Here is a 22,274-nt window from a genome sequence, read left to right as displayed (position 1 = left end):
GCGATCCTGAGATAAGCTGTCTACCGGTATCTTTTTATCATTCGCCGGAAAAAAATCAATGATATCTGAATAGGGGATAACCATCAGTAATTTTCAGGTATAAAATTTTCACTTGGTGAGTCCTTTGTAAACACTCCAGTTGGTTGAATGATTAGACACTGATTGATTCGTTAGATCAGTATATCAATCAATTTTTCAAAAATACTAATCCCAATAAAGTAAACAGTGTATTTCAAAATACAGGTATTTCTGTTTTCAATTTTATTGATATTGGGAGCGTGCACAAAAGAAAAAGCGGCTCCCAACTTTATAATTGTATTTACCGACGACCAGCGCTTTGATGCCCTCGGCACCCTGCCCAATCCTGATATTCTGACACCATTACTGGATTCTCTCAGTAAAACCGGTGTCAACTTCAAAAATGCGTTTGTTACGCTGTCAATATGCAGTCCCAGCAGGGCGGCGCTTTTAACAGGGCGGTACGGCCTGGCCAATGGGGTAGTGACCTATGGGAACGTAAATTATGATCAGGATGAGAAAACCTTTGCTAATTATTTTAAGCAAAACGGCTATGAAACAGGGCTGGTTGGGAAATGGCATTTGAGGAATTCACCGGAATCGGCCGGTTTCGATTACGCAAGTTACTTTTTTTCCAACGGTCCCTGGTATGACAGGCGAGTAATTGAACAGGGAGACACTACAAAGGCAAAGGGTTTTATTGAGGATTACAACGCCCGCAAGGTCGTGCAATTTCTTGAACAGCGACAGGAGGATAAACCATTTTTGCTATTTTTGAATCCTCAACTTCCGCACCTGGATCACAAACATGAGTGGGACGTACAGGAAGAAACGGTTGCCAAATACAGCGGTATGGATATAAACCCGCCCGAAAACTGGAAAGATGATCTCTCGGGAAAACCGCCGTACCTTCAGTCAGGCCGTCACAGGCAGCTGGCCATGAAATATGGGTACCAAAACAGGGATACGCTCATCAGTAAGATCAAACGGTATTATTCTGCTATTACGGAAATGGATGCCTCGTTAGGCAGGGTCTTCCGGTATGTGAGGCAAAATAGTCTGGACGAAAACACCTATATATTAGTAATGGGGGATAACGGGTGGTTCATCGGCGATCACCTTTTTACCAGCAAAGTTCTTGCTTATGAAGAATCCATAAGGGTGCCTTTCTTTGTCACAGGACCGGGAATAGTGCCTGGTGAGAACCACGAATTGGTCTTGAATATCGATCTGATGCCTACGCTGCTGGAACTGGCCGATATTGAAATCCCGGATAACCTCCACGGAGAAAGTATGGTCCCGTTGTTGAAGAACCAGGAGGAGCCTGACTGGCGCGATCGATTCTACTACGAAGCCCCTGAACCGCAGCTGGGCAGCTGGCCCCTGTATGCTGTACGTTCCAAGCGCTATAAGTACATCCGTACTTACGATATCAATAATCGGGATTCTGTGGTTTTCGAAGAATTATACGACCTGGAAAACGACCCCTACGAACTCACGAATAGGATAGATGATCCCGGTCTCCGGGAAAAAGCCGAGGAATTGTCGGGCGACGTGGACAGCCTGCGGAATAGATTCGTAGATGAATAACTTTAAGATTTAATCAGATGGGAAAGATGGAGAAAAAAGGGGCAAACAGTATCTCAAGACGTGATTTTTGCAAACAGGCTTCCATGGCTGTTGGCGGGAGCATTTTTTTGAGCTCAATCCCCGGAATGGGAGTCGCAAGGTCGAAAAATTGGACTGATCACCATCTGGGGATTCGTATTAGCGGAAGGTATCCCCATTTGACCATGTTTAACCATGGTGGTGAGTGTGGAATAGGAAACGTGGTACCCTGGGCGGGGCGGCTTTGGGCTACGACTTATAGTCCACATGATCCACTGGGGAATGATCATGACGGCTTACACGAAATTACGCCGGATCTTGAAATTATAAAGAGAAAAGAATCGATAGGTGGTACATCTCCGGGACGATTGATACACCGGGAATCACAACAATTATTTATAGGTCCATATGCAATAGATGAAAAGGGAAATGTTCGGGTAATCCCCTATGAGAGAATGCCGGGCCGCCACACGGCCATTGCACGGCACTTGACCGAACCATCCCGAAAAGTCTATTACTTTACCATGGAAGAGGGTATGTACGAGGTAGACGTGAACACGTTGGAAGTAAGAACACTCTACCTGGATTCAAACATGACACCCGACGGAAACGACGGCGGCCCTCGTTTGCCTGGTTACCACGGAAAAGGCGGGTATTCCGGACAGGGATTTGCTGTATATGCCAACAACGGCAGAATTGGTACGGGCGGAATAACAGGTGGTGGAGGCTTGGTTGATCTGAGCAATAATTCAGGATGCCTGGCAGCCTGGGACGGTACATGGGGCGGCGAGTTGTCTTCCGAAGGATGGCAGATTATCCACGAAAGACAATTTACTGAAGTAACGGGCCCTGGTGGTATTCAGGGTAATGAATCGGAAGGTGACCCGGTCTGGAGTACAGGATGGGATCACAGATCATTGATACTCAAATTATTGGATAACGGCGAATGGAGCACTTTCAGGCTTCCCAAAGCCGATTACAGTTACGGGGGATTGCACGGGTGGCATACGGAATGGCCCCGAATTCGGCAGGTTGGCCCGGAGGGGCAGTACCTGATGAATCATCACGGCATGTGGTTCGATTTCCCGGGTGAATTCTCCGAAGAATATCATCCTGCGCCGCGACCCATTGCGAGTCATTTGAAAATAACGGGCGATTTTGCAAGATGGGAGGATCAGATCGTTTTCGGATGCGATGATAATGCTGTAAACAGGTGGCCCGGCTCAAATTTAACCGGTCAATCACATTCCAATTTATGGTTCTCAACGTGGGAACAGTTGAAGGATAACGGAAATCCTTACGGCTGGGGCGGTCCCTGGGTCAGTGATGAAGTGCAGGAAGGCCGGGCATCTGACCCATTTGCATTTCCGGGCTTTAGAAATCGACAACTGCATCTGAGCCAGCTTAATAACTATCCAATTACGTTCAAATTGGAAATCGATAAAGATGGCAGAGGAAACTGGGAGGAGCTTACAAGTTTAACAGTACCAGCTCATGGATATATTCACCACAAATTTTCCGATAAGATCCGTGCCGAATGGATACGCCTGACGCCGGAGATGAGCGGAAAATATGTGACGGCCTACTTTCATTTGGGAAAAGGCGGAGGCGTGCAGCAAGATCCGGAAATGTTCAAGGCGTTGGCACCTGCCAGCCCCAAATCACCAAGAAGCGTTGGCCTGCTATATACCCGTGGTGAGGATACAGGAACACTTCAGTTCGGGGCGTGGAGTGTCGATGCTGACGGTAAAACCACCGAGTCGGGTTATTACGAGATGGATGAGGATTTAAAATTAAAAAAGGTAGACGATGAGAATCTATTCAGGGATGTCAAACAAAAAGCGAGCATCGAAGCGGATGGGTTCAAAATTGATGAGGCGTCGGTCATTATAACTGATCACTGGGATAATAGATACCGGTTGCCCAAAGGTGACCCTGCCTTCGATAATCCCACTGAATTCGGTATTCCACGCATGAAAAGGGAGCTGGCAACGGAAAGAGATACCCTGAATTTACATGGTTCAATCTATTACCTGCCGCGGGAAAATTCGGGGGGTGTTGCCAATATGAAGCCGATTGCCACGCATAACAAGCGAATAACCGATTTTTGCACCTGGCGGGGCCTCACTGTCTTGGCGGGCTGCCGAACCGATTTTCAAGAGGAAAGTGAGCACTTTAGAATGAGTGACGATGGTAAAGTGGGCTTGTGGATAGGAGATTACGACGACTTGTGGAAACTTGGAAAACCGAAAGGGGTGGGCGGCCCGTGGAAGAATACCGACGTTCAGGCGAATATACCGTCAGATCCGTACATCATGACGGGGTACGACAAAAAGAGTCTCGAGCTTTCCCACAATGCTGATAGTCCCATAGTGTTCACAATAGAACTTAATGTAACCAGGAATTTCATAGCCGTGAGCGACCAATTTGGACGGTGGAGTTCCTACGAAAATATTACGGTACAACCCGGTGATAAGAGAACGTTCCATTTCCCCGAAGGCTTTAGCGCTCATTGGGTAAGATTGGTTGCTGACAAGGATTGCAATGCTTCCGCCATCTTTACGTACACGTGATTTCCCGGTCAGGCATGGTTATCAAACTTGGTATTAAATACATACATGTAAATTTTATTTAAACATTTATGGAAAATAATAAGACAAAAATTCTCAACAGCATCTCAAGACGTGATTTTTGCAAACAGGCTTCCATGGCTGTAGGCGGGAGCATTTTGTTGAGCTCAATCCCGGGGATGGGATTTGCAGGCTCGAAAAATGGATCTGATCATCATTTGGGGATTCGTATTAGCGGAAGGTATCCTCACTTGGCCATGTTTAACCACGGCGGCGAATGCGGAATAGGAGCCGTAGTGCCGTGGGCCGGGCGACTTTGGGCCGTCACCTACAGCCCGCATTTCCCGTATGGCAACGATCATGACGGATTGTATGAAATTACCCCGAACCTGGAAATAATAAAACGCGAAGAATCGATCGGGGGCACGCCGGCCAACCGCATGATTCACCGGGAATCCAGTCAACTTTTTATCGGTCCGTATGCCATCGATCAAAATAGAAATGTACGACCGATTTCTTATGATGTAATGCCGGGCCGTCCGACAGCAAATGCGCGCCACCTGACCGATCCGGAAGGCAAAATCTACTACATGACCATGGAGGAGGGAATGTATGAAGTGGACGTAAAGAGCCTCGAAGTTACAACCCTTTACCGTGATCAGAACGTACCTCCCGGCTTTACCGGTCAGCAGGAAGATCCCGGCTATACGGGATACCGTTCAATCGGAGGGGAGCGGCTGCCCGGCTATCACGGCAAGGGAGGGTACACCTCGCAGGGTAAAGTAGTGTATGCCAACAACGGACGTATCGGAGGTGGTGATATGACTGATTATACGCTGCCGTCAGGGTGCCTTGCATCCTGGGATGGAAAATCCGACGAATGGCAGGTGGTGGAAGATCGCCAATTCACAGAAGTGACCGGCCCCGGTGGTATTTACGGAAATGAATCAGACGATGCACCTTTATGGAGTGTGGGATGGGATTTCAGGTCCCTGATATTGAAATTATACGACGACGGCGAGTGGAGCACCTTCAGGCTGCCCAAGGGGGATTACAGCTACGAAGGATTACACGGGTGGCATACCGAGTGGCCCCGGATTCGCCAGGTTGGTCCGGACGGCGAATATCTTATGAATCACCACGGCATGTGGTTCGAGTTTCCCAGTGATTTTTCCAAAGAAACACACCGGGCTCCGACACCGATAGCAAGTCATCTGAAAATTACCGGTGATTTTGCCCGGTGGGAAGATCAGCTCGTTTTTGCCTGTGATGATGCAGCACGAAATACGTTTGGTCCCTGGAAAAGCCTGGTAGAGCAGTCACAATCCAACCTGTGGTTTTCCAAGTGGGATGAATTGAAAAACAACGGCAAACCGTATGGATTTGGCGGTCCCTGGCTGCACGATCAGGTAGAGGCGGGGAAACCCTCAGATCCCTATGCATTCAAGGATTTCAAAAACCGGCAGCTTCATCTAAGTCATGAAAACAGCTATCCCATAACATTTACCTTGCAGCTTGATCGAAATGGCCGCGGAAACTGGGAGCGGCTGACCAGGATTGAAGTGCCGCCTTTCGGTTACCTGCGCCACACATTTGAGGATTCCTTGAACGGGGAATGGATTCGAATTGTACCGGACAAAGATGGCAAATATGTAACCGCCAATTTCCACTACGGCAGTGGAGGCGGGGCCGTTCAGGATCCTGATATGTTCTCGGCACTTGCAGCCCCCTCCCACAATGCACCCAGAAATGTGGGACTGTTGCGACCGCGGGGAGAGGATCGCGGCACCTTGCAGTTTGCAGCCTGGTCAGTGGATAGCAACGGTAATGCCGCGGAAGCCGGGTACTACGAGATCGACGTAGACATGAAATTGAAAAACGTACAGAATTCTCAGGCCCACAAGCAGCTGAAAGAGGAAGCTGAAATTGACGATTCCGAATTTACCGTGGATGAGGCCTCGGTAGTGGTAAAAGATCAGAATGGGCGCCCGTACCGGTTGCCCAAAGGCGATGCGGCCTTTGATGAGCCCACAGCTTTTGGCAGACCGCGCAGCAGGCGAGAGGTGGTCACGGAACGCGACCTGTTCAATGTCCATGGAATTATGTACTACCTGCCGCGACCCAACTCCGGGGGTATCGCTCATATAAAGCCGATTACAACCCACAATAAACGAATAACCGATTTTTGTCCCTGGAGAGGACTGCTGGTTCTGGCCGGCTGCCGGAATGATTTTGATAACGGCGGAGATCACTTTGTCAAAAGTGATGATGGCAAAGTTGGCCTGTGGTTCGGTGATGTGGATGACCTGTGGAAACTCGGTAAACCGACAGGAGTCGGGGGCCCTTGGAAAGACTCAAAAGTTTATGCGAATAATCCATCCGATCCGTACTTGATGACCGGATTTGATAAAAAGATGGTGGAAATTTCCCATGACCAAAATGATACAGTCGAATTTACCATAGAGGTTAATTTCACCATGCATGTAGACGTTGTGGGCGATGATTACAGCCGATGGCACACTTTTGACAGCATGGCTGTAAAACCGGGAGAAACAGCCAGGTTTAATTTCCCTGATGGCTTCAATGCACACTGGGTTCGCTTAAAAGCCAATAGTGATTGTCGTGCGTCTGCGATATTTACCTATACGTAGGTTATGAGCAGAAGTATTTCTGTTAGCCAGGTGCCATCTTAATTGATAATAAGTTGGAAGATGAAACATTTATTAGTCGTTGTATTCCTATTTCTGTTTTCGAGTCAGATTTTTGCCCAAAAACAGGTCGATAGAAATGAGCAAAAATTGAATGTCAGTGGTGTTATTCCGGATGTGGCGATGGTGGCCGGGCACGCACCTAGAACGGAAGCGGGGATCGGGGCTTTGATGCCCTGGGCCGACCGCCTCTGGGCCGTCACGTATGTGGCTCATATGAAAGGAACCGGCACCGGGACAGGGCTCTATGAAATCGACCAAAACCTGGACCTGCATAAACATCCCAAAAGTGTAGTCGGCACCTATGCCAACAGGTTGATCCACGGACCCAGTCACCAGCTGTTGATCGGGCCCTACGCCGTCGACACGCTAGGCAACGTACGGCTGATAGACGGGGTGAAAGAGCACCGGCTGGCGGCCACCATGGAACACCTTGACGACCCCGAAAACAAGGTGTATTACCTGGCGATGGAGGGGGAGTTTTTTGAGGTTGATGTTAATACCCTGGAAACAAAACAACTTTTTGATTTAAAAGAAGAGCTGAAAGTCCCCGGGGGAGCCAAACCGCATTTTAAGAGCGGATTTACCAATCACGGGCGGGTTGTGATTGCCAACAATACCTACAGTTCCCTGGATGATCCCGATGGAAGACTGGCGGAGTGGGACGGAAAAGGAGCTTGGCATATCCTTGAAAAAACAGCGTTTACGGAGGTATGGAGTGCCCGTGCTTCCGGCAGCCCGATGATTGCCACCGGCTGGGATAAAGCTTCAGTTATTTTAAAAGCTTTCATCAATGGACAGTGGAAAACTTATAGATTACCCAAAGGCAGCAGAACATTTGATGAAACCAGTTATACGGAGTGGATGCGCATTCGGTCTGTGGAGACGGAACGGGCATTGATGGATGTACACGGCCTGTTCTATGAAGTTGCCTACCACACGTATGCGGATGGGTTGTGGGGAATTCGCCCTATTTCATCCCATTTGAGAATTATCCCCGACTTTGCCTCCTGGCGGGGAATGCTTGTAATGGCCGGTAACCAGGCCACTCCCATGAAATTCGGAACCCTGGATCGCAATCCCCTGGCCGGACAGTCGCAGGCAGGTCTCTGGTTTGGCAAAACAGACGATCTGTGGTCGTTCGGCAAACCAAAGGGTACGGGTGGGGTTTGGTATGAAACCGAAGTAGAGGCTGGCGAAACTTCCGATCCATATTTAATGGGTGGTTTTGATCAAAAATCGGTACATCTGTATCATAATTCTGATGACCCCGTTCAATTTACGCTTGAAGTAGATGTAATTGGTGATGGGAAATGGCATGAATTAAAAAATATAAGCGTACCGGCTGACAAATATATACACTACGAATTTCCCCAAAGCTACGGTGCGAAATGGATCCGGGTTAAAGTTGATAAAAGCTGTAAGGCTACGGCCTATTTTATTTATGAATAAAAATAGAAAGTTCAAACGGTTGGATAATGGATTCCAGAAAAGATTTTTTTAAAAAACTCGGTCTTTTTTTTACAGGTACTCTTTTTGGGGGATCGAGTAATTCCGGTCTGGAATCAAAACCGGAATTCACGATGTCAGAGGAGAAAAAGGAGATTCTCCAGAAAGACAGTATAAACAAAGAATATGAGGTGGTGGTTGTTGGGGGAGGGCTAGCTGGTATTACGGCTTCCATTAGCGCAGCCAGAAATGGGGTCAAAGTGGCGTTGATTCATAACCGATCGATGTTTGGTGGTAGTTCATCCAGTGAAGTAAAATTGGAACCAGAACCCACTGATCGGTTTAATCCCTGGATTAAGGAGGGAGGGATATTTGAAGAGATATACATTGAAGAGCGTGTACGTAACCATAATTCATTTGGAGGTAACAAACTAAACGCCATATGGGATTTGGTACTTTATGAATGGATTTTGAACGAGGAGAATATTGATGCATATCTCAATACCCATATGCACAATGTGGTGATGGCGGATGAATCTACAATCGAGTCAATTTATTGTATACAACTTGGGAGTAACAAGGACTATTTTTTCAAAGCCCCCCTTTTTGTTGATACCACCGGTGATGGGAATCTCGGTTATTTTTCCGGTGCCGAATATAAGTGGGGACGCGAAAGTCAGGATGAATTCGAAGAGCCATTAGCCCCGTCTGAGCCGGATAGGTATCACATGGGCAACACTTATTACTTTAATGCGAGAGACACAGGAAATCCCGTTCCTTTCAAACGACCGGATTGGGCCAGTGAATTTGAAAGCGAAGAGGACCTGCTTTCTCGTGGTCATCACAATCATCCCTCCGAAGATATTATCGGGGGCTACTGGTGGATGGAGATATCCGAACCTTACCACTGGGTTGAAGATATGAATGAGGGGCGGCACGTAGCATTAAAACAAATACTGGGAGTCTGGGATCATTTAAAGAACAAGGGCGATCACGGAGTAGAAAATTATGGCCTCGAGTTTGTAGGAACCTGGCCGTATAAGCGGGATGCCTATCGCATACAGGGAGATTATGTGCTTACCCAGCATAATGTTCAGAATCCTCAAAAACTTGAGGACGCCGTTGCGTATGGAGCCTGGTACATAGATTTACATAATAAAGGAGGGATACTTAACAATGATAAAGTACCGGCGTGGGAATATTTTCATACAGTGGGATCAAAAGTGTATGGAATCCCGCTTCGTTCACTGTATTCCAAAAATATCAATAATCTTATGATGGCCGGCCGACCGATAAGTTGTTCTTACCTCGCCTTTGCGTCGTCTCGTGTGTTGCCGACGGGGGCAGTTACCGGACAAGCAGTAGGCGTTGCGGCATCATTGGCTGTCAAGAACAAGATTTTACCCAAAGAGGTAGCTAATGGTTACGCTGAAGAATGCCAGCAAATATTGCTTCGCCAGGATTGTCATATCCCGGGCGTAGTCAATAAGGATCCCCGGGACCTGGCTCGTAAAGCCAACATGTCGGCCAGTAGTTCCTCACCGTTACTGTTCCCCGATGCTAATAACTCCCATGAATTAAATGAGCCGTGTGCCCAACTTTTCCCCTTTTCCGGTGATCGCATAGAAAGTGTCAAACTACTGCTACACTCCAGAAGTGAAAAAGCACAGAAAATTCGTTTGGGGCTTCGTAGGTCTCAGAGTGTATGGGATTTTCGTTCTGAGAAAGATATCGCTGTGACTCATTCAGTGGTACCTGCCAATTTCAACGGGTGGATCGAGTTTAAGTTTGATACCCCGGTAAAACCAAATCAGCTTTATTATATATATACGGATCAGCATTCTGATATTTACTGGAAATCATATCATGATTCACATGACGGAGCAACACAAACTCCTGTTGCTACAACCGCAGCCGTACAGCCCTCAAAACCTCCATACAAAGAACATCCTGAATCATTTCAAGAAATTTATCCTCCGACCGATATTAAGGACCTGCCGGGAGCGGGTAGAAATGGCTTTTGGGAGCCATTAACACGGGGTAAATGCTTCTCCATTAAGGTTACTCCTTCCAGTTATCCCTACGAAGCCTCCAATGTGAACAGGGGTACAAACCGGCCTGACCAGTGGTCAAATATCTGGATATCGGATCCTGCCGATCCGTTGCCAGCCTGGATTAAGCTTGACTGGGAATCTCCACAGCGTTTTAATACGGTTCAAATAACGTTTGATACCAACCAGAACTACAGAGTAACGAAATCCCTCTACCGCTATCCTGAATCTGTGAAAAAATATATTATTGAATATCAAAAGGATGGTGGATGGCAGGAGCTGATCCGGGAAGAAGACAACTACAGGCGCAGGCGAGTTCATAGTTTTAAAGCTATACAGACTACAGCTCTTCGTTTACGGGTATTAGAAACCAATGGTGCCCCTGAGGCCCGGATTTATGAGATGAGAGTTTATAATGACTAATAGAAGTTATTACGGGACCTGATATCAGGCTTGTCGAAGTAAGTAATTTTGACAAACAGAGGTATCGATCGAAGTGCTAATTACAATTTGAAAATAAGAACAGGTTATTATGAAAAGAAACGACTTCATTAAACAATTTGGCGCGGGCATTTTTGGACTTGCGGGAACAACAGAATGGGTAAAGAAAGAAAAAAATGAAGCTTCTTTTTTGCTGGAAGCAGAACACTTCGCAAACAAGGGCGGATGGATCCTTGACACGCAATTCCACGACGAGCTTGGGTTTTCCTACCTGCTTGCTCACGGGCTGGGCCGTCCAGTCGAAAATGCAAGTACCACGATTACCCTTCCTGCCGAAGGTACATACCACATTTGGGTGCGCACCAAAGACTGGGTCCCCGGAAACTGGGAAGCACCGGGGCGTTTCCGGCTTCACATAAATAGCCAACCCATTGGAAAAGAATTTGGCACCGAGCCCGGCTGGGGATGGATATCGGCAGGCCCGGTGGAGGTATCTAGCCGGCAGTTGTTGGTAGAGCTTGAGGATTTGACCGGCTTTGACGGTCGCTGTGATGCTATTTACTTCTCTCAGGATCCCGGTGATGAGCCGCCCAATGAAGAAGATATGCTGCAGCAATGGCGGCGCGAAAAACATGGACTGTCCGATTCGCCTCAAAAAGAATTGGAATTTGATTTGGTCATAGCCGGTGGAGGCATTGCCGGGTGCGCAGCAGCCCTGGCGGCAGATTCGATGGGACGGAAAGTAGCACTCATCCAGGATCGCCCGGTACTCGGTGGGAACGCATCCTCGGAGATCCGTGTACACACCCTGGGTATAAAAGGAAAGCGGGAGGATATCCTCAGCAAGCTCGATACGCCCCACTACGAAAACGGATCGCCTGAGGCCAAAAAGGCGGAAGAAAAACGTCACAGGAATATGGAAGCGGCGGAAAATGTTCACCTGTTTCTCAGCCACAGTGTTTATGACGTTCAAACAGAAGGGAATAACATTCAATCGGTTGATGCCATTGAACTGGAAACGGGCATCAGGCGACGGTTTACTTCACCTGTTTTTATAGACGCTACCGGCGACGGTTGGATCGGATACTGGGCGGGAGCCGATTATCGATATGGGCGGGAATCCCGTCACGAGTTCGGGGAAGGATGGGACCAGTATGGAGAGCTGTGGAGCCCGGAGGAACCCGACAACCGCGTGATGGGTTCGAGCGTGCTCTGGCGAAGCGTAGAGAAAGACGGGCCGGTTAAATTTCCGGATGTTCCGTGGGCCAAGCCTGTTGCTAAAAATCACAAGGCTACTTCCGGTGAATGGTATTGGGAATACAGTGACGATGATGTTCACCAGGTCGAGGATGCTGAAGATGTGCGGGATCACATGCTCCGCGCCATTTATGGATCCTTTTCCAACGCTAAGAAGGAGCCCAAAAATGCACGTCTCGACCTCGAATGGGTATCACATCTTGTAGGCAAGCGGGAATCCCGCCGCCTGATGGGCGATTATATTTATACGATGAACGATGCCGTCGAATCCCGCAAGTTTCCTGACACGGTTGTTACGGAGGAGCGCGAAGTGGACGTCCATTACCAGCGAAAGCTGCGTGGGTTCCCGGTCGACTTTATTGCCAAAGCGATGTTCCTGAAACCCAAAGAGGAGCAGTATTACCTGCCGTTTCGCACGCTCTACAGCAAAGATATCGACAATTTGATGATGGCCGGTCGATGCTTCAGCTGCTCGCATATCGGACTGGGAGGTCCGCGAGTAATGAATACCTGCGGACAAATGGGGGTGGCCGTTGGATTTGCTGCCCACCTGTGCCTGAAATACGATACCTCGCCCCGGGGGATCGGTCAAAATAACATTACCGAACTTCGCAGCCTTTGTGGTTACGACGAAGAAGATAAGTCTTGACCGTCAATAGTGTTACCTGATGACAAGAATGAGACATTTTGTAAATCTGGCGCTGGTGCCCTTTTTCCTTACCCTCGTGGTAACGGGCATTATGCGTTTTCTGCTTCCATTTTCCCTAATTACCACGCGCGTGCATATTATCTCGGGTTTTGCCGTGCTGGTGCTGGTAGGTCTGCATTTGATTTCGAGAATGGCCTATTTCAAGACGGTCATTCAATCAGCTGGCAACGGCAGTGGCAATGGACGCAAGAATCGTGTGTCTCAAAAAACGCTGATAGGAGTAGCAGGCTTGTGGATTATTTTGCTGACTACCAGTCTCTGGGGACTTCCCCCGGCATCACAAGTAATTGACACCAGCTATGAATCACGGAACCGGGCCACGATTTTTCGTTCCGATCCCCAGACCGTGTACAAGCCTGTCGATGACGGAATGCGCCTGAAACGGGTTACGGATAGCGATGCAAGTCTGCTTGTTCAACTTGACTGGAGTTCCAGCTTTCTGGAGAGATACGGGCAAAACAGAGGTCCGTTTTCGGATTCCCGCCCCCAGATTGCCATATGGGCGGAGAGCGAAACAGGTACACTCATTGAAACACTTTATCTCTCGGAAACCGCTGCGTTCAGCGAGAGGTTTCATTGGGCCGGTCACCAGCAGCGTCGTGTCGACATTCTGCCCATCTGGAGAAATCGATTTACCCTGACGACGGGCATTGCACCAGACGGCGAGCAAGCCGTTTTTTTTTCGGGAGCCACCCCGGAGCACAGCTTTTCGGTTCACAACTACCTGAAAACCGATAGCAATCCGTTCTATCTGTATGTTGAGATCAATGCCCCGGCAGATCCCAATGATTACTTTAATTCCAACCGGGAGCCTGACCAGCCAGGATATACAAAACCGGGTATCGGGCAGCCTTCCGTACTTTACGGGGCTTACATCGAACCCACTGAAGACAAGCAGTACCTGCTGCTTGACTTGGTCGGCCATGGAGGCAGTAATCCCAGTGATGGGAATATCCATTACGATCTTGCCCCGCTAACATCGGCAAGAGAACTCGTCGAAAAAATACTTGTACGCGTCCAGCATGTGGAGCCCGATGAGAATAACGAGGAAGTTCAAACAGGGCCCTGAACTATGATTATAAGCTCAAAAAAATTAAATAAAATCTGGTCCCTCCTGTTAGACCAGGTTATGACCCGCTATCAAAGGGGGAACAGGATCATTCCGGGTGTTCTAATCATTGTTGTTGCGTTTCTTGTAAATTCATGCGTCGGCGATTTTTCGGCCAAGCATATAGAAGGTTCTGCCATGGGCACGTTCTACACTGTTACCTACCGGGCGGATATTCCTCCCGTCGAGCTCAAACCAGCTTTGGAGGAGCACCTGTCAGAAATTGAGGCACAGCTGTCCAATTGGAAAAATGACAGCTGGATCAGCCGTTTTAATCACAGCCGGGATACCTCTTTTGTAGCCATACCGATGCATGCCTGCGAGGTGGTTAAAGCTGCTCTGGTACTTGCCAGGCAAACAGATCGTGCACTCGATCCAACCCTTGGCAACCTCATTAACCTGTGGGGATTTGGTCCGGCCAAAGCGGATCGCACCCCGGACAGGCAGACCATCCGGGAAGCGCTGAAAGCAACGGGCCCGGGAAAGATAATACTAGCGGAGAAACCTGCACGCATTGCCAAAACCGATCCCGATCTAAAATTAAATGTCTCGTCAATAGCAAAGGGGTATGCTGCTGATGTGCTGGCCCGTGCACTGGAACAGGATGGAATTACAAACTACATCGTCAATATTGGCGGAGAAATGCGCGTGAGTGGTCATCCCGAAGATGGCTCTTCGTGGAAGGTTGCGATACAAAAACCCGATCCTGGCGCCAGAGACGGTCAGGCCCATGTAACGATACAGCTCAGCAAAGCAGGTCTCGCAACCAGTGGAGACTATCGCCGCTACCTTGAAATCGGGGGGCAGCGCTATCCACACATCCTGGATCCCCAGACCGGCCGGCCCGTACAGACCGACCTGGTTAGTGCCACGATTATCGCATCCACATCCATGCAGGCAGACGGGCTTGCGACAGCATGCCTGGTACTGGGCTTGCAAAAAGCACAAGAGGTAATCGCCGGAATGCCCGGTGCGGAAGGACTTTTTATTCAACGGGATGAAGATAATCAGTATCACACCCATACAACTCCGGGATGGCCTGATGCCAAATTACAGGGCAGAAAGCCAAAACTGGGGGAATCAATTTGAAACCTGATGCACAGCTGAGACAAGAATGATGGTCAATCACAAATAAAAAGGGAATTGTTATGAAAAAATCCGTATATCACCGGTGGCGCGTACTCTTCGTTACTGTAGCATTACTAATTTTCTTTTGGGGATGTGGGCAGGAATCAGATATCAGTACCCGGCAAACAGATGAGGCTGTGATCATCTCTACCGAAAATTATTCGGTAGAGATCCAGAAAGAAGGGTTTCGGTATGGGTTTAAACAAGCTGACGGTAGTGAAATCGCAAAGCCACATCCCGTGTCGGGATTGCAGATTAGCCGGTCTGGGGAACAACTATCCAACATCGAATCCACAAAGTTTATTGGCAATTCGAAAGATCAAGTAAGTCTTCTTGTCACTAACACGGAGGGTTTGGAAGCTGTAGTCACCATGTGGACTCTCCCCAACGCTGTAAAATTACAGGTCGAACCCAAGGAGGAAGGAAGTTATAACATTGCGGCACGCACAAGGGGTCTCAGCCCGTCATATGGATTGGGAGATCACGCAGCATTTGGTGGAGGGGAACGGGATCGGGGCGTGCGGGCGAGCACCGATCTTACGGGTATCGAAATGGACCCGATGAGAGGATACCGCATGATCAGTAATTTTGTGGTTTTTCCGAAACAGGGATTCGCCGAAGTCAATATTGAGCCGGGGGACAAAATTGTTCGATTAAATGAACAAGAAAACGTGCAGGGCTCGAGGAATGTACACTCTATGCCGGCGATGTACTACTTTATAGGTTTGCCCAAAGAGATCTACCAGTCTTTTCTTGATGTCCGTAATAAGGAGGGATACCCGGTTTACAAGCCTAAATATGAGTGGTTTGGGGTCGGATGGGAGGCGTTCGGTGCTCTGGCGTGGAATACCAACAGTGAGACCGTTACCCAAAATATCAAAGAGTATCTTGACCTTGGCTTCCCGCTGGAGTGGATGGTGGTAGGTTCTGGTTTTTGGCCCCGGGCCCGGGATGAGATGGATGAGCACGGGACGCCCTATAACGCTGAAACTGATTCAGAAGAAGCCAAGAAACTGCTGGCGACTACAAGTTTCGGTATGTGGGATGAGCAGCTGTATCCTAATCCGAAAGAGATGATAGACAATTTCCACAGCCTTGGGCTAAAATTCACAATTGGCCTGCGAACCGGCTTCATCCCCGGAGGACCGTTTACAAATGAAGGGCTCGAGAACGATTATTACATCAAAGATGAGGCAGGCGAACCAAAACTTTTCAGCGTGGGCTTCCCGGAATCGGAAGTATATATCGTTGATGCCGAGAATCCCGACGCGGTTAACTGGTATGTCAATTTATGCCAGAAATGGGAAGATTACGGCGTGGACGGTTACAAGGAGGACCTGTTCGGCTATCCGCAAACCCTGCCGGATGACTTTGTAAATCCGATCAACGAGGCCCTGATGGATAAAGGGGTGTACGTTATGGGCCGAAACAACTACCTCGGATCGCCGGTCGATATCCATCGCTACAACGATTTTAATTATAATCAGCCGCAGGACCGGGGACCAATTAACGGCCTGGCGTATGCCTACTCGGGATTCCCATATGTATACCCGGATATCGTGGGAGGAACTGGTCTTGCAACCGGCCGGTTTGGGGATGAGCCCAAAGAGAAGCTAAGGATTTACCTGATGAGATATGCCCAGTATGCTGCCCTGAATCCCTCCATGTCGTTCGGATACGGGCCCTGGAATTTTGATCAGGAAACTACCCAAATATCACTTGAGGCCGCGATGCTGCACGACCGGTTGCAGCCGTATATTTACAGCAACGCTGTCAAGGCCTACGAGTCCGGCTTTCCGCATCCGATGACACCGCTGCCGCTGGCCTACCCGGACGATGAGAATGTCCACGGGCTGGCCGATACCACCCGTCGAAGCTACCAGTGGCTCATCGGGGAATCGCTGCTGGCCACGCCGCTGTATGGAGACGATTATGCTACCGCAAAAACCCGGGATGTCTACCTGCCGGAGGGCCGATGGATTGAATATAACAGCGGCCAGGTCCACGAGGGACCTGCAACACTTGAGGATTACCCGCTGCCAATAGGCAAAGATCCACTATTCGTAGGTGGCAAGGGGATTGTAGTGGAGGATATCGAGGGATCCTTGAAAGCGCGCATTTATCCGATCACAGACCAGGCCGAAGATATATTTTACGGCCCTGATGGAAAATCGGAGAGCCGGATTACCATTGCGAGTCCCGACTGGGAGAATCTAACAGTAATCGATCAAAGCACCGGTAAAGAGATTGCAGGTAGCTGGAATCGTCATGCTTATGAGTTCAACTTAAATCTCGGCCATGATTACGTTATTGACTGATCGGAAAAAGTATTGAATTAATCCTAATCTCTTAAATATTGGGTTTTGAATGCGAAATATCCGGAATAAAATAAATTTATCACTTGCCTGTATTTTGATCCTGGTCTTTGGATGGGGTGTTTTATCCGGCTATGGCCAACACCCCGAAAGTATCAAACGTGGCACATTAGAGACACCACGTATCTATCTCAATCTGAGTGGCTTTAACCTGGAGGCTCCAAAACGCTTTACCGTTCCTTCACTGGAAGACGGAACCTCGTTCATTATCCGCAGGAAAGAAGGTGGAGACATATTGTACGAAGGCAAAATAAATAACCAAATAGGCGATTTTTCCGCCTTCAATCCCAAAAGTTATTATCCCCAGGAATATGTTGTAGAAGCCGGTCAGTTGGTTTCAGAACCATTTTTTGTTGGTCCGTGGTGGTTGCAGAAGGTGACTTATCAACCTGCAATGGATTTTATGATTCAAAGCAGGCATTACGTGGGTAATGTCAGGGAAGTCCGGCGCAAGTCCTACGGGTGGCGCGATGATACTCATTTTGCTTTTGAGCTCAATGCGCTGGTAGAGCAATATTTATCAAATCCGGCTGCCTATACCCGAATGCCTAGGAAGGTAACCTACAACGAACCCGATGACAGGGCAGCCTGGGGTACTTTATTGCCCTATGATGAGGAAGCACCAGACATTGTGAAATTAATTCATTGGGGAGCTGATGTCATCGTTACACGAGATCTCAAGCATGAGATGTTCAAAGAGCAACTCGCTTATTTCCTTTATGCCTGGCCCTGGATCAAGCAATGGCTGCCGGATCAGAATTACCAGGTGGTGCAGGACTACGCGTTCGGTCATTGGACCGATCCCAATCGAGATCAAGAGAACCAGTACTGGCACGAAGAAACGCCGGAAGGCTCCCACAACCTGCTGGAGATTAATACAGAACTGGGCTCAACGAAAGGAGGAAATCCACCTGGACATACCATTCAGCCTAATCTGTTGATGTATGAGGTAGCCAAACGGCAGGGAAAATCCGATCCTGAAAAATTTCTTAATGCAGCTGTCCGGCAGACTGCTTGGATCATTGAAAATCTGGATTGGCAAAACCCACAGACTACCAAAGGACAGCGAACGAGTGAGCATGTAACGCTTACGGCACTTGTCCATATGCTCAGGGAATATCCTGAGGCTGCCCCCGAAGGGCTTCAGCAAAAGATTACCGAATGGGCTGAAATAGTGATATCCCGATCTGACAATATGTGGGACTTCAGAAAATTATCTGATGACCAGTGGGTGCCAACCGGTTCAGCCCCAACAATGTGGAATGAGACGGGAAATTTAGCCGGTTTTCCTGCCATAGCATATGCAGCAGCATCAGTTATTAATAACCGGGAAATCAGTTCCCGGCTGGAAGTACTAGCGCAATCGCATTTCGATAATTTATTTGGAAGAAATCCTACCGGCAGGGCTGCTTCATACAACGCCCCGAGCGAACTTACAGGGGTTGAGCATGGATGGTTCTCAGAGCATTTAGGTGGAATAGGATTGCTGGAAAACGTAATGTTTGTACTGGATGGCTCCCCGAAGGAAGAGCATTATCCGTATAACCCGGAATTGGGGGATGTTGGCTGGACCGAAGGCTGGGTGAATTTTAATACCGCCTACAACCGGAGTTTGGCCTGGCACGCCTGGTACCATTCGGGCATCGATCTGGTACAACGGGGAGATAAAGTGGAAGTAGCGCTCAGAGCCCCGCTCAATTTCAATTATAACGCTTCTGAACCGGTAGAACTAAAACTTACCACTGAAGCTGGAGATACAGAAAGGGTCCGGCTTGAAGAGGTGTATAATTTATCAAGGGAAATGAGGGGTAGCATTTATGTGAAGGAAGGTAGAAAACTAATGCCTGACAATGGGTTTTTAGAATTGGAAACAGGGGAGGTAATTAAGGTTTCCTACGGTTTTGGTTACCTGCAGCGAAAAGATGAGATAGTTTTTGGTAGGTAAATATTGAAGGAACCATCTAATTTAATTGAAAGATATGCTTCAAAAATTTTTTAATAGCCTAGAATGTGAGTTTTATTGGTATCAGCCGGAATGTTACTCAATATCTACAGCCGAAAGAATTAAAGCTGTAGTTCTTGTAATTTTTTTCTTCTTCGCTGTAGCAAATACTGCTATCGGTCAAAACGGCAGCAATTACAAAACCGCTCTCAATGGAGAATGGGAGTTCAAAACCGACCTATACAACGTTGGAATAACTGAGGAATGGTATCGATCGTCGCTGGACACTGAAGGCTGGGAAACAATGGAGGTTCCGGGTAACTGGGATTTGAAAAACGAGTACGCCGATTACGTAGGCAAAGCCTGGTATCGAAAGACGTTTGAGGCCCCCGAAGAGTGGCGTGACCGGGCGATACGCTTGTATTTCGAGTCGGTGTACAACGACGTCCAGGTTTGGGTCAACGGCGAGCATATCGGCGAACATCATGTGGGATTTCTACCTTTCTGGTTTGATATTCGGGACAAGGTGAAGTTCGGGGAAGAAAACACCCTCGCAGTAAGGGCAGACAATACCTTCAAACGGGGTGCCATCTGGAACTGGGGCGGTATCCGTCGTCCCGTATGGCTGGAAATTACCGATAAAACGAGGCTGGAGAACCAGCACATTACCTCGGTACCGGATATTAACAAAGGTACCGCCGATATCGATGTTGCCTTATCGATTAGTAACCAGTCGGATCAACAGGACGAGGTTGAATATGAAGTCATTATAAAAAGAAACGGCAGCAGGATATGGCATTCCGATGAAAGTAATCTTGACAATTCATTATTAATTGAACCGGGAGATACCACCAAACAAAACGTGTCACTAACTCTTGCTGCCCGAGATGTCGATCTTTGGCATTTCAACGATCCGAACCTGTATGAATGCATCGTTCGGATTTACAGGGATGGCAAGCCGGTACACCAACTTTCAGACCGTTTCGGCATCCGAAAAATTGAGGTGGTTGGAGAATCACTTCATTTAAACGGTGAATCCATTCGAACGGTCGGGTTCAACCTGGTACCTGAAGACCGAACGACCGGCAGCACGCTTCCCTTGTGGCGTATCAAAAAAGATGTGGATATGATGAAAGCCCTGGGTGCGAATATGGCCCGTCTCAGTCACCTACCGCTGCCGGAAGAATTCCTGGATTATCTGGATGAGAAAGGAATCATGACGTTTGAAGAGGTTTCGCTCTGGGGGAAAGACAACATGGTGGACCCGGAACACCCGCTGCCGAAATACTGGCTGAATAAAATGATACAGGTGAAATACAACCATCCCTCTATTATCGGGTGGAGTGTGGGCAATGAAATCGGGTTTACAGACCGTAATCCCAAAGTAATGGAATACGTAGAGGGGGCTATCGACCAGGTCAGGAAGCTGGATCCGACCAGGCTGGCCATCTATGTCACGCACTCTGCCGACCACCAGGAAGTCGATCCGGTGGAATTTTCCGATATGATCATGTTTAACGCGTACGGCAACTGGAGCGAGAGAGTGGAAAAAGCCCACGAACTGCACCCGGGAAAGCCGATTTTCATGTCGGAGTACGGAGATCATCTTAATGATGAAAACCTGAATGAAGCTCATATCAACGGCAAAAAACTACTTAATGAATTCCGGGGGAAATCCTATATGGTCGGGGCCTCACTCTGGACGTTCAACGACTACCGTAGTTTTTGGAAAGCCGGCCCCACCTGGACGACACCGCCTTCCCAAAACCGAACCTGGGGCGTGGTGGATGTGCACAGGCAAAAAAAACGGGCCTATTATACGTATCGGAGAGAACATGCTCCTGTTGAGCGGTTTGTTGTCAAACATAATAATCAAAGTAGCGCGGAGATTTCGCTAACCCCGAGAGGAAACCTGGATATACCGGCCTATACACTAAAGGGATACACCCTGGTTTGGACGGTTGCCGACAAAAATGGAGAGATATTGGATGGAGGGCTGGAACAGCTTCCAGTAATAAATCCCGGCGACGATCACCTGCAAAAAAATATTAGATGGGATGAATCTGATGTGGATCAACTCCATGTTGATCTGCTTGATCCCCAGCAGTATTCGGTTCGTGATACGACCACATATTTTACGCCGCCCGACTCTCCGGAAGTCATCTCCGTTCACTCGGCCAGCAATAGTGCCCGTATTGTGTTTGAACCGGTCGATAATGCCGGTGCCTATAAAGCAGTTTACGGAATAGACGGGTTTACCGGGCAGACCAGCCCCACAATTAATGATTACATCGAGCTAAATGATCTGGAAGAACTGGAGAATTATCGCGTCAAGCTGATCGCCATCAATAACGCCGGAGAAAGCAAACCCACCGAAATCATTGATATACAGCTGGATGAGGATGAGCTCCCGCCGATTATTCGGGATACAACCCCGGCCGATGAATCCTTTTTTGTGGGATATTCTGTTGATCGAATTGACTACATGTATGAAGTGAAATATGGAACGTCACCCGGAAACTACACTAATACGATTGGACTTCGGAATGTGGGTGTTCTTCAGGTTCCCAACCTGGAAAATGGGACCACTTACTATTATAAGATACGTAATCGCAAACAATGGGGATTCGCCAGTGAGTGGTCACACGAGGTTTCCGTGACTCCTGATGGAGATCTCCCCCCCTTCTCCTCCGATTGTGCACGGTATTATTGAAGATGGGGACAAAACGATAATAAAAATTGACCCTGTAGATAAAGCTACCGGATATGAAGTGACTATTCGGGAGGGAGACCTCAGTAAAAGGAAAGTGTTTTTCAACAGGGCGATAGTAAAGTATCTGGTTCTGGATCAGCTTTCGCCTAATGCCAGCTATACGTATGAAATACGTGTCCAAAATAAATTCGGACTTT

The 22,274-nt window shown here is 48.3% G+C and carries 11 protein-coding genes; all 11 read left to right on the top strand.

Annotated elements, in window-relative coordinates; translation table 11 throughout:
- Nucleotides 1–225 precede the first annotated feature (225 nt).
- The 11 genes from ACG2F4_RS09325 (at nucleotide 226) to ACG2F4_RS09275 (ending at nucleotide 22,077) form a co-directional block, all read left to right on the top strand.
- Nucleotides 226–1,608, top strand: coding sequence for a sulfatase-like hydrolase/transferase (locus ACG2F4_RS09325; protein WP_395260091.1), 1,383 nt, complete (start codon nucleotides 226–228; stop codon nucleotides 1,606–1,608).
- A gap of 203 nt (nucleotides 1,609–1,811) precedes the next feature.
- Nucleotides 1,812–4,199, top strand: coding sequence for a hypothetical protein (locus ACG2F4_RS09320; RefSeq protein ID WP_395260089.1), 2,388 nt, complete (start codon nucleotides 1,812–1,814; stop codon nucleotides 4,197–4,199).
- Nucleotides 4,200–4,267: 68 nt separating this feature from the next.
- A complete protein-coding gene (locus ACG2F4_RS09315; protein ID WP_395260088.1) occupies nucleotides 4,268–6,847 on the top strand; it encodes a hypothetical protein in 2,580 nt (859 codons plus the stop codon).
- A 60-nt stretch (nucleotides 6,848–6,907) separates the two neighbouring features.
- The gene (locus ACG2F4_RS09310) at nucleotides 6,908–8,356 is read left to right on the top strand and encodes a hypothetical protein (RefSeq protein ID WP_395260086.1); all 1,449 of its coding nucleotides are present in this window, start codon (nucleotides 6,908–6,910) and stop codon (nucleotides 8,354–8,356) included.
- A gap of 26 nt (nucleotides 8,357–8,382) precedes the next feature.
- Nucleotides 8,383–10,827 carry an FAD-dependent oxidoreductase gene (locus tag ACG2F4_RS09305; protein ID WP_395260084.1) on the top strand — a complete coding sequence of 815 codons (2,445 nt, stop codon included), beginning with the start codon at nucleotides 8,383–8,385 and terminating at the stop codon, nucleotides 10,825–10,827.
- Nucleotides 10,828–10,936: 109 nt separating this feature from the next.
- Nucleotides 10,937–12,751: an FAD-dependent oxidoreductase gene (locus tag ACG2F4_RS09300; protein ID WP_395260083.1), complete on the top strand. Its 1,815-nt coding sequence runs from the start codon at nucleotides 10,937–10,939 to the stop codon at nucleotides 12,749–12,751.
- Between the two features lie 28 nt (nucleotides 12,752–12,779).
- On the top strand, nucleotides 12,780–13,880 hold the full coding sequence (locus tag ACG2F4_RS09295; protein ID WP_395260081.1) for a DUF4405 domain-containing protein: 1,101 nt from the start codon (nucleotides 12,780–12,782) through the stop codon (nucleotides 13,878–13,880).
- 177 nt (nucleotides 13,881–14,057) lie between these two features.
- Entirely contained in the window at nucleotides 14,058–15,008 is a 951-nt protein-coding gene (locus ACG2F4_RS09290; RefSeq protein WP_395260080.1) for an FAD:protein FMN transferase, read from the top strand.
- A gap of 59 nt (nucleotides 15,009–15,067) precedes the next feature.
- Nucleotides 15,068–17,365, top strand: coding sequence for a TIM-barrel domain-containing protein (locus ACG2F4_RS09285; protein WP_395260078.1), 2,298 nt, complete (start codon nucleotides 15,068–15,070; stop codon nucleotides 17,363–17,365).
- Nucleotides 17,366–17,414: 49 nt separating this feature from the next.
- A complete protein-coding gene (locus tag ACG2F4_RS09280; RefSeq protein ID WP_395260076.1) occupies nucleotides 17,415–19,367 on the top strand; it encodes a hypothetical protein in 1,953 nt (650 codons plus the stop codon).
- A 34-nt stretch (nucleotides 19,368–19,401) separates the two neighbouring features.
- A complete protein-coding gene (locus ACG2F4_RS09275; protein ID WP_395260075.1) occupies nucleotides 19,402–22,077 on the top strand; it encodes a glycoside hydrolase family 2 TIM barrel-domain containing protein in 2,676 nt (891 codons plus the stop codon).
- The last annotated feature ends 197 nt before the right edge of the window (nucleotides 22,078–22,274 follow it).

It is taken from the genome of Halalkalibaculum sp. DA3122, assembly GCF_043951865.1.
Classification (GTDB): domain Bacteria; phylum Bacteroidota; class Rhodothermia; order Balneolales; family Balneolaceae; genus JAMQKA01.
This window is presented reverse-complemented; position numbering and strand designations above follow the sequence as displayed.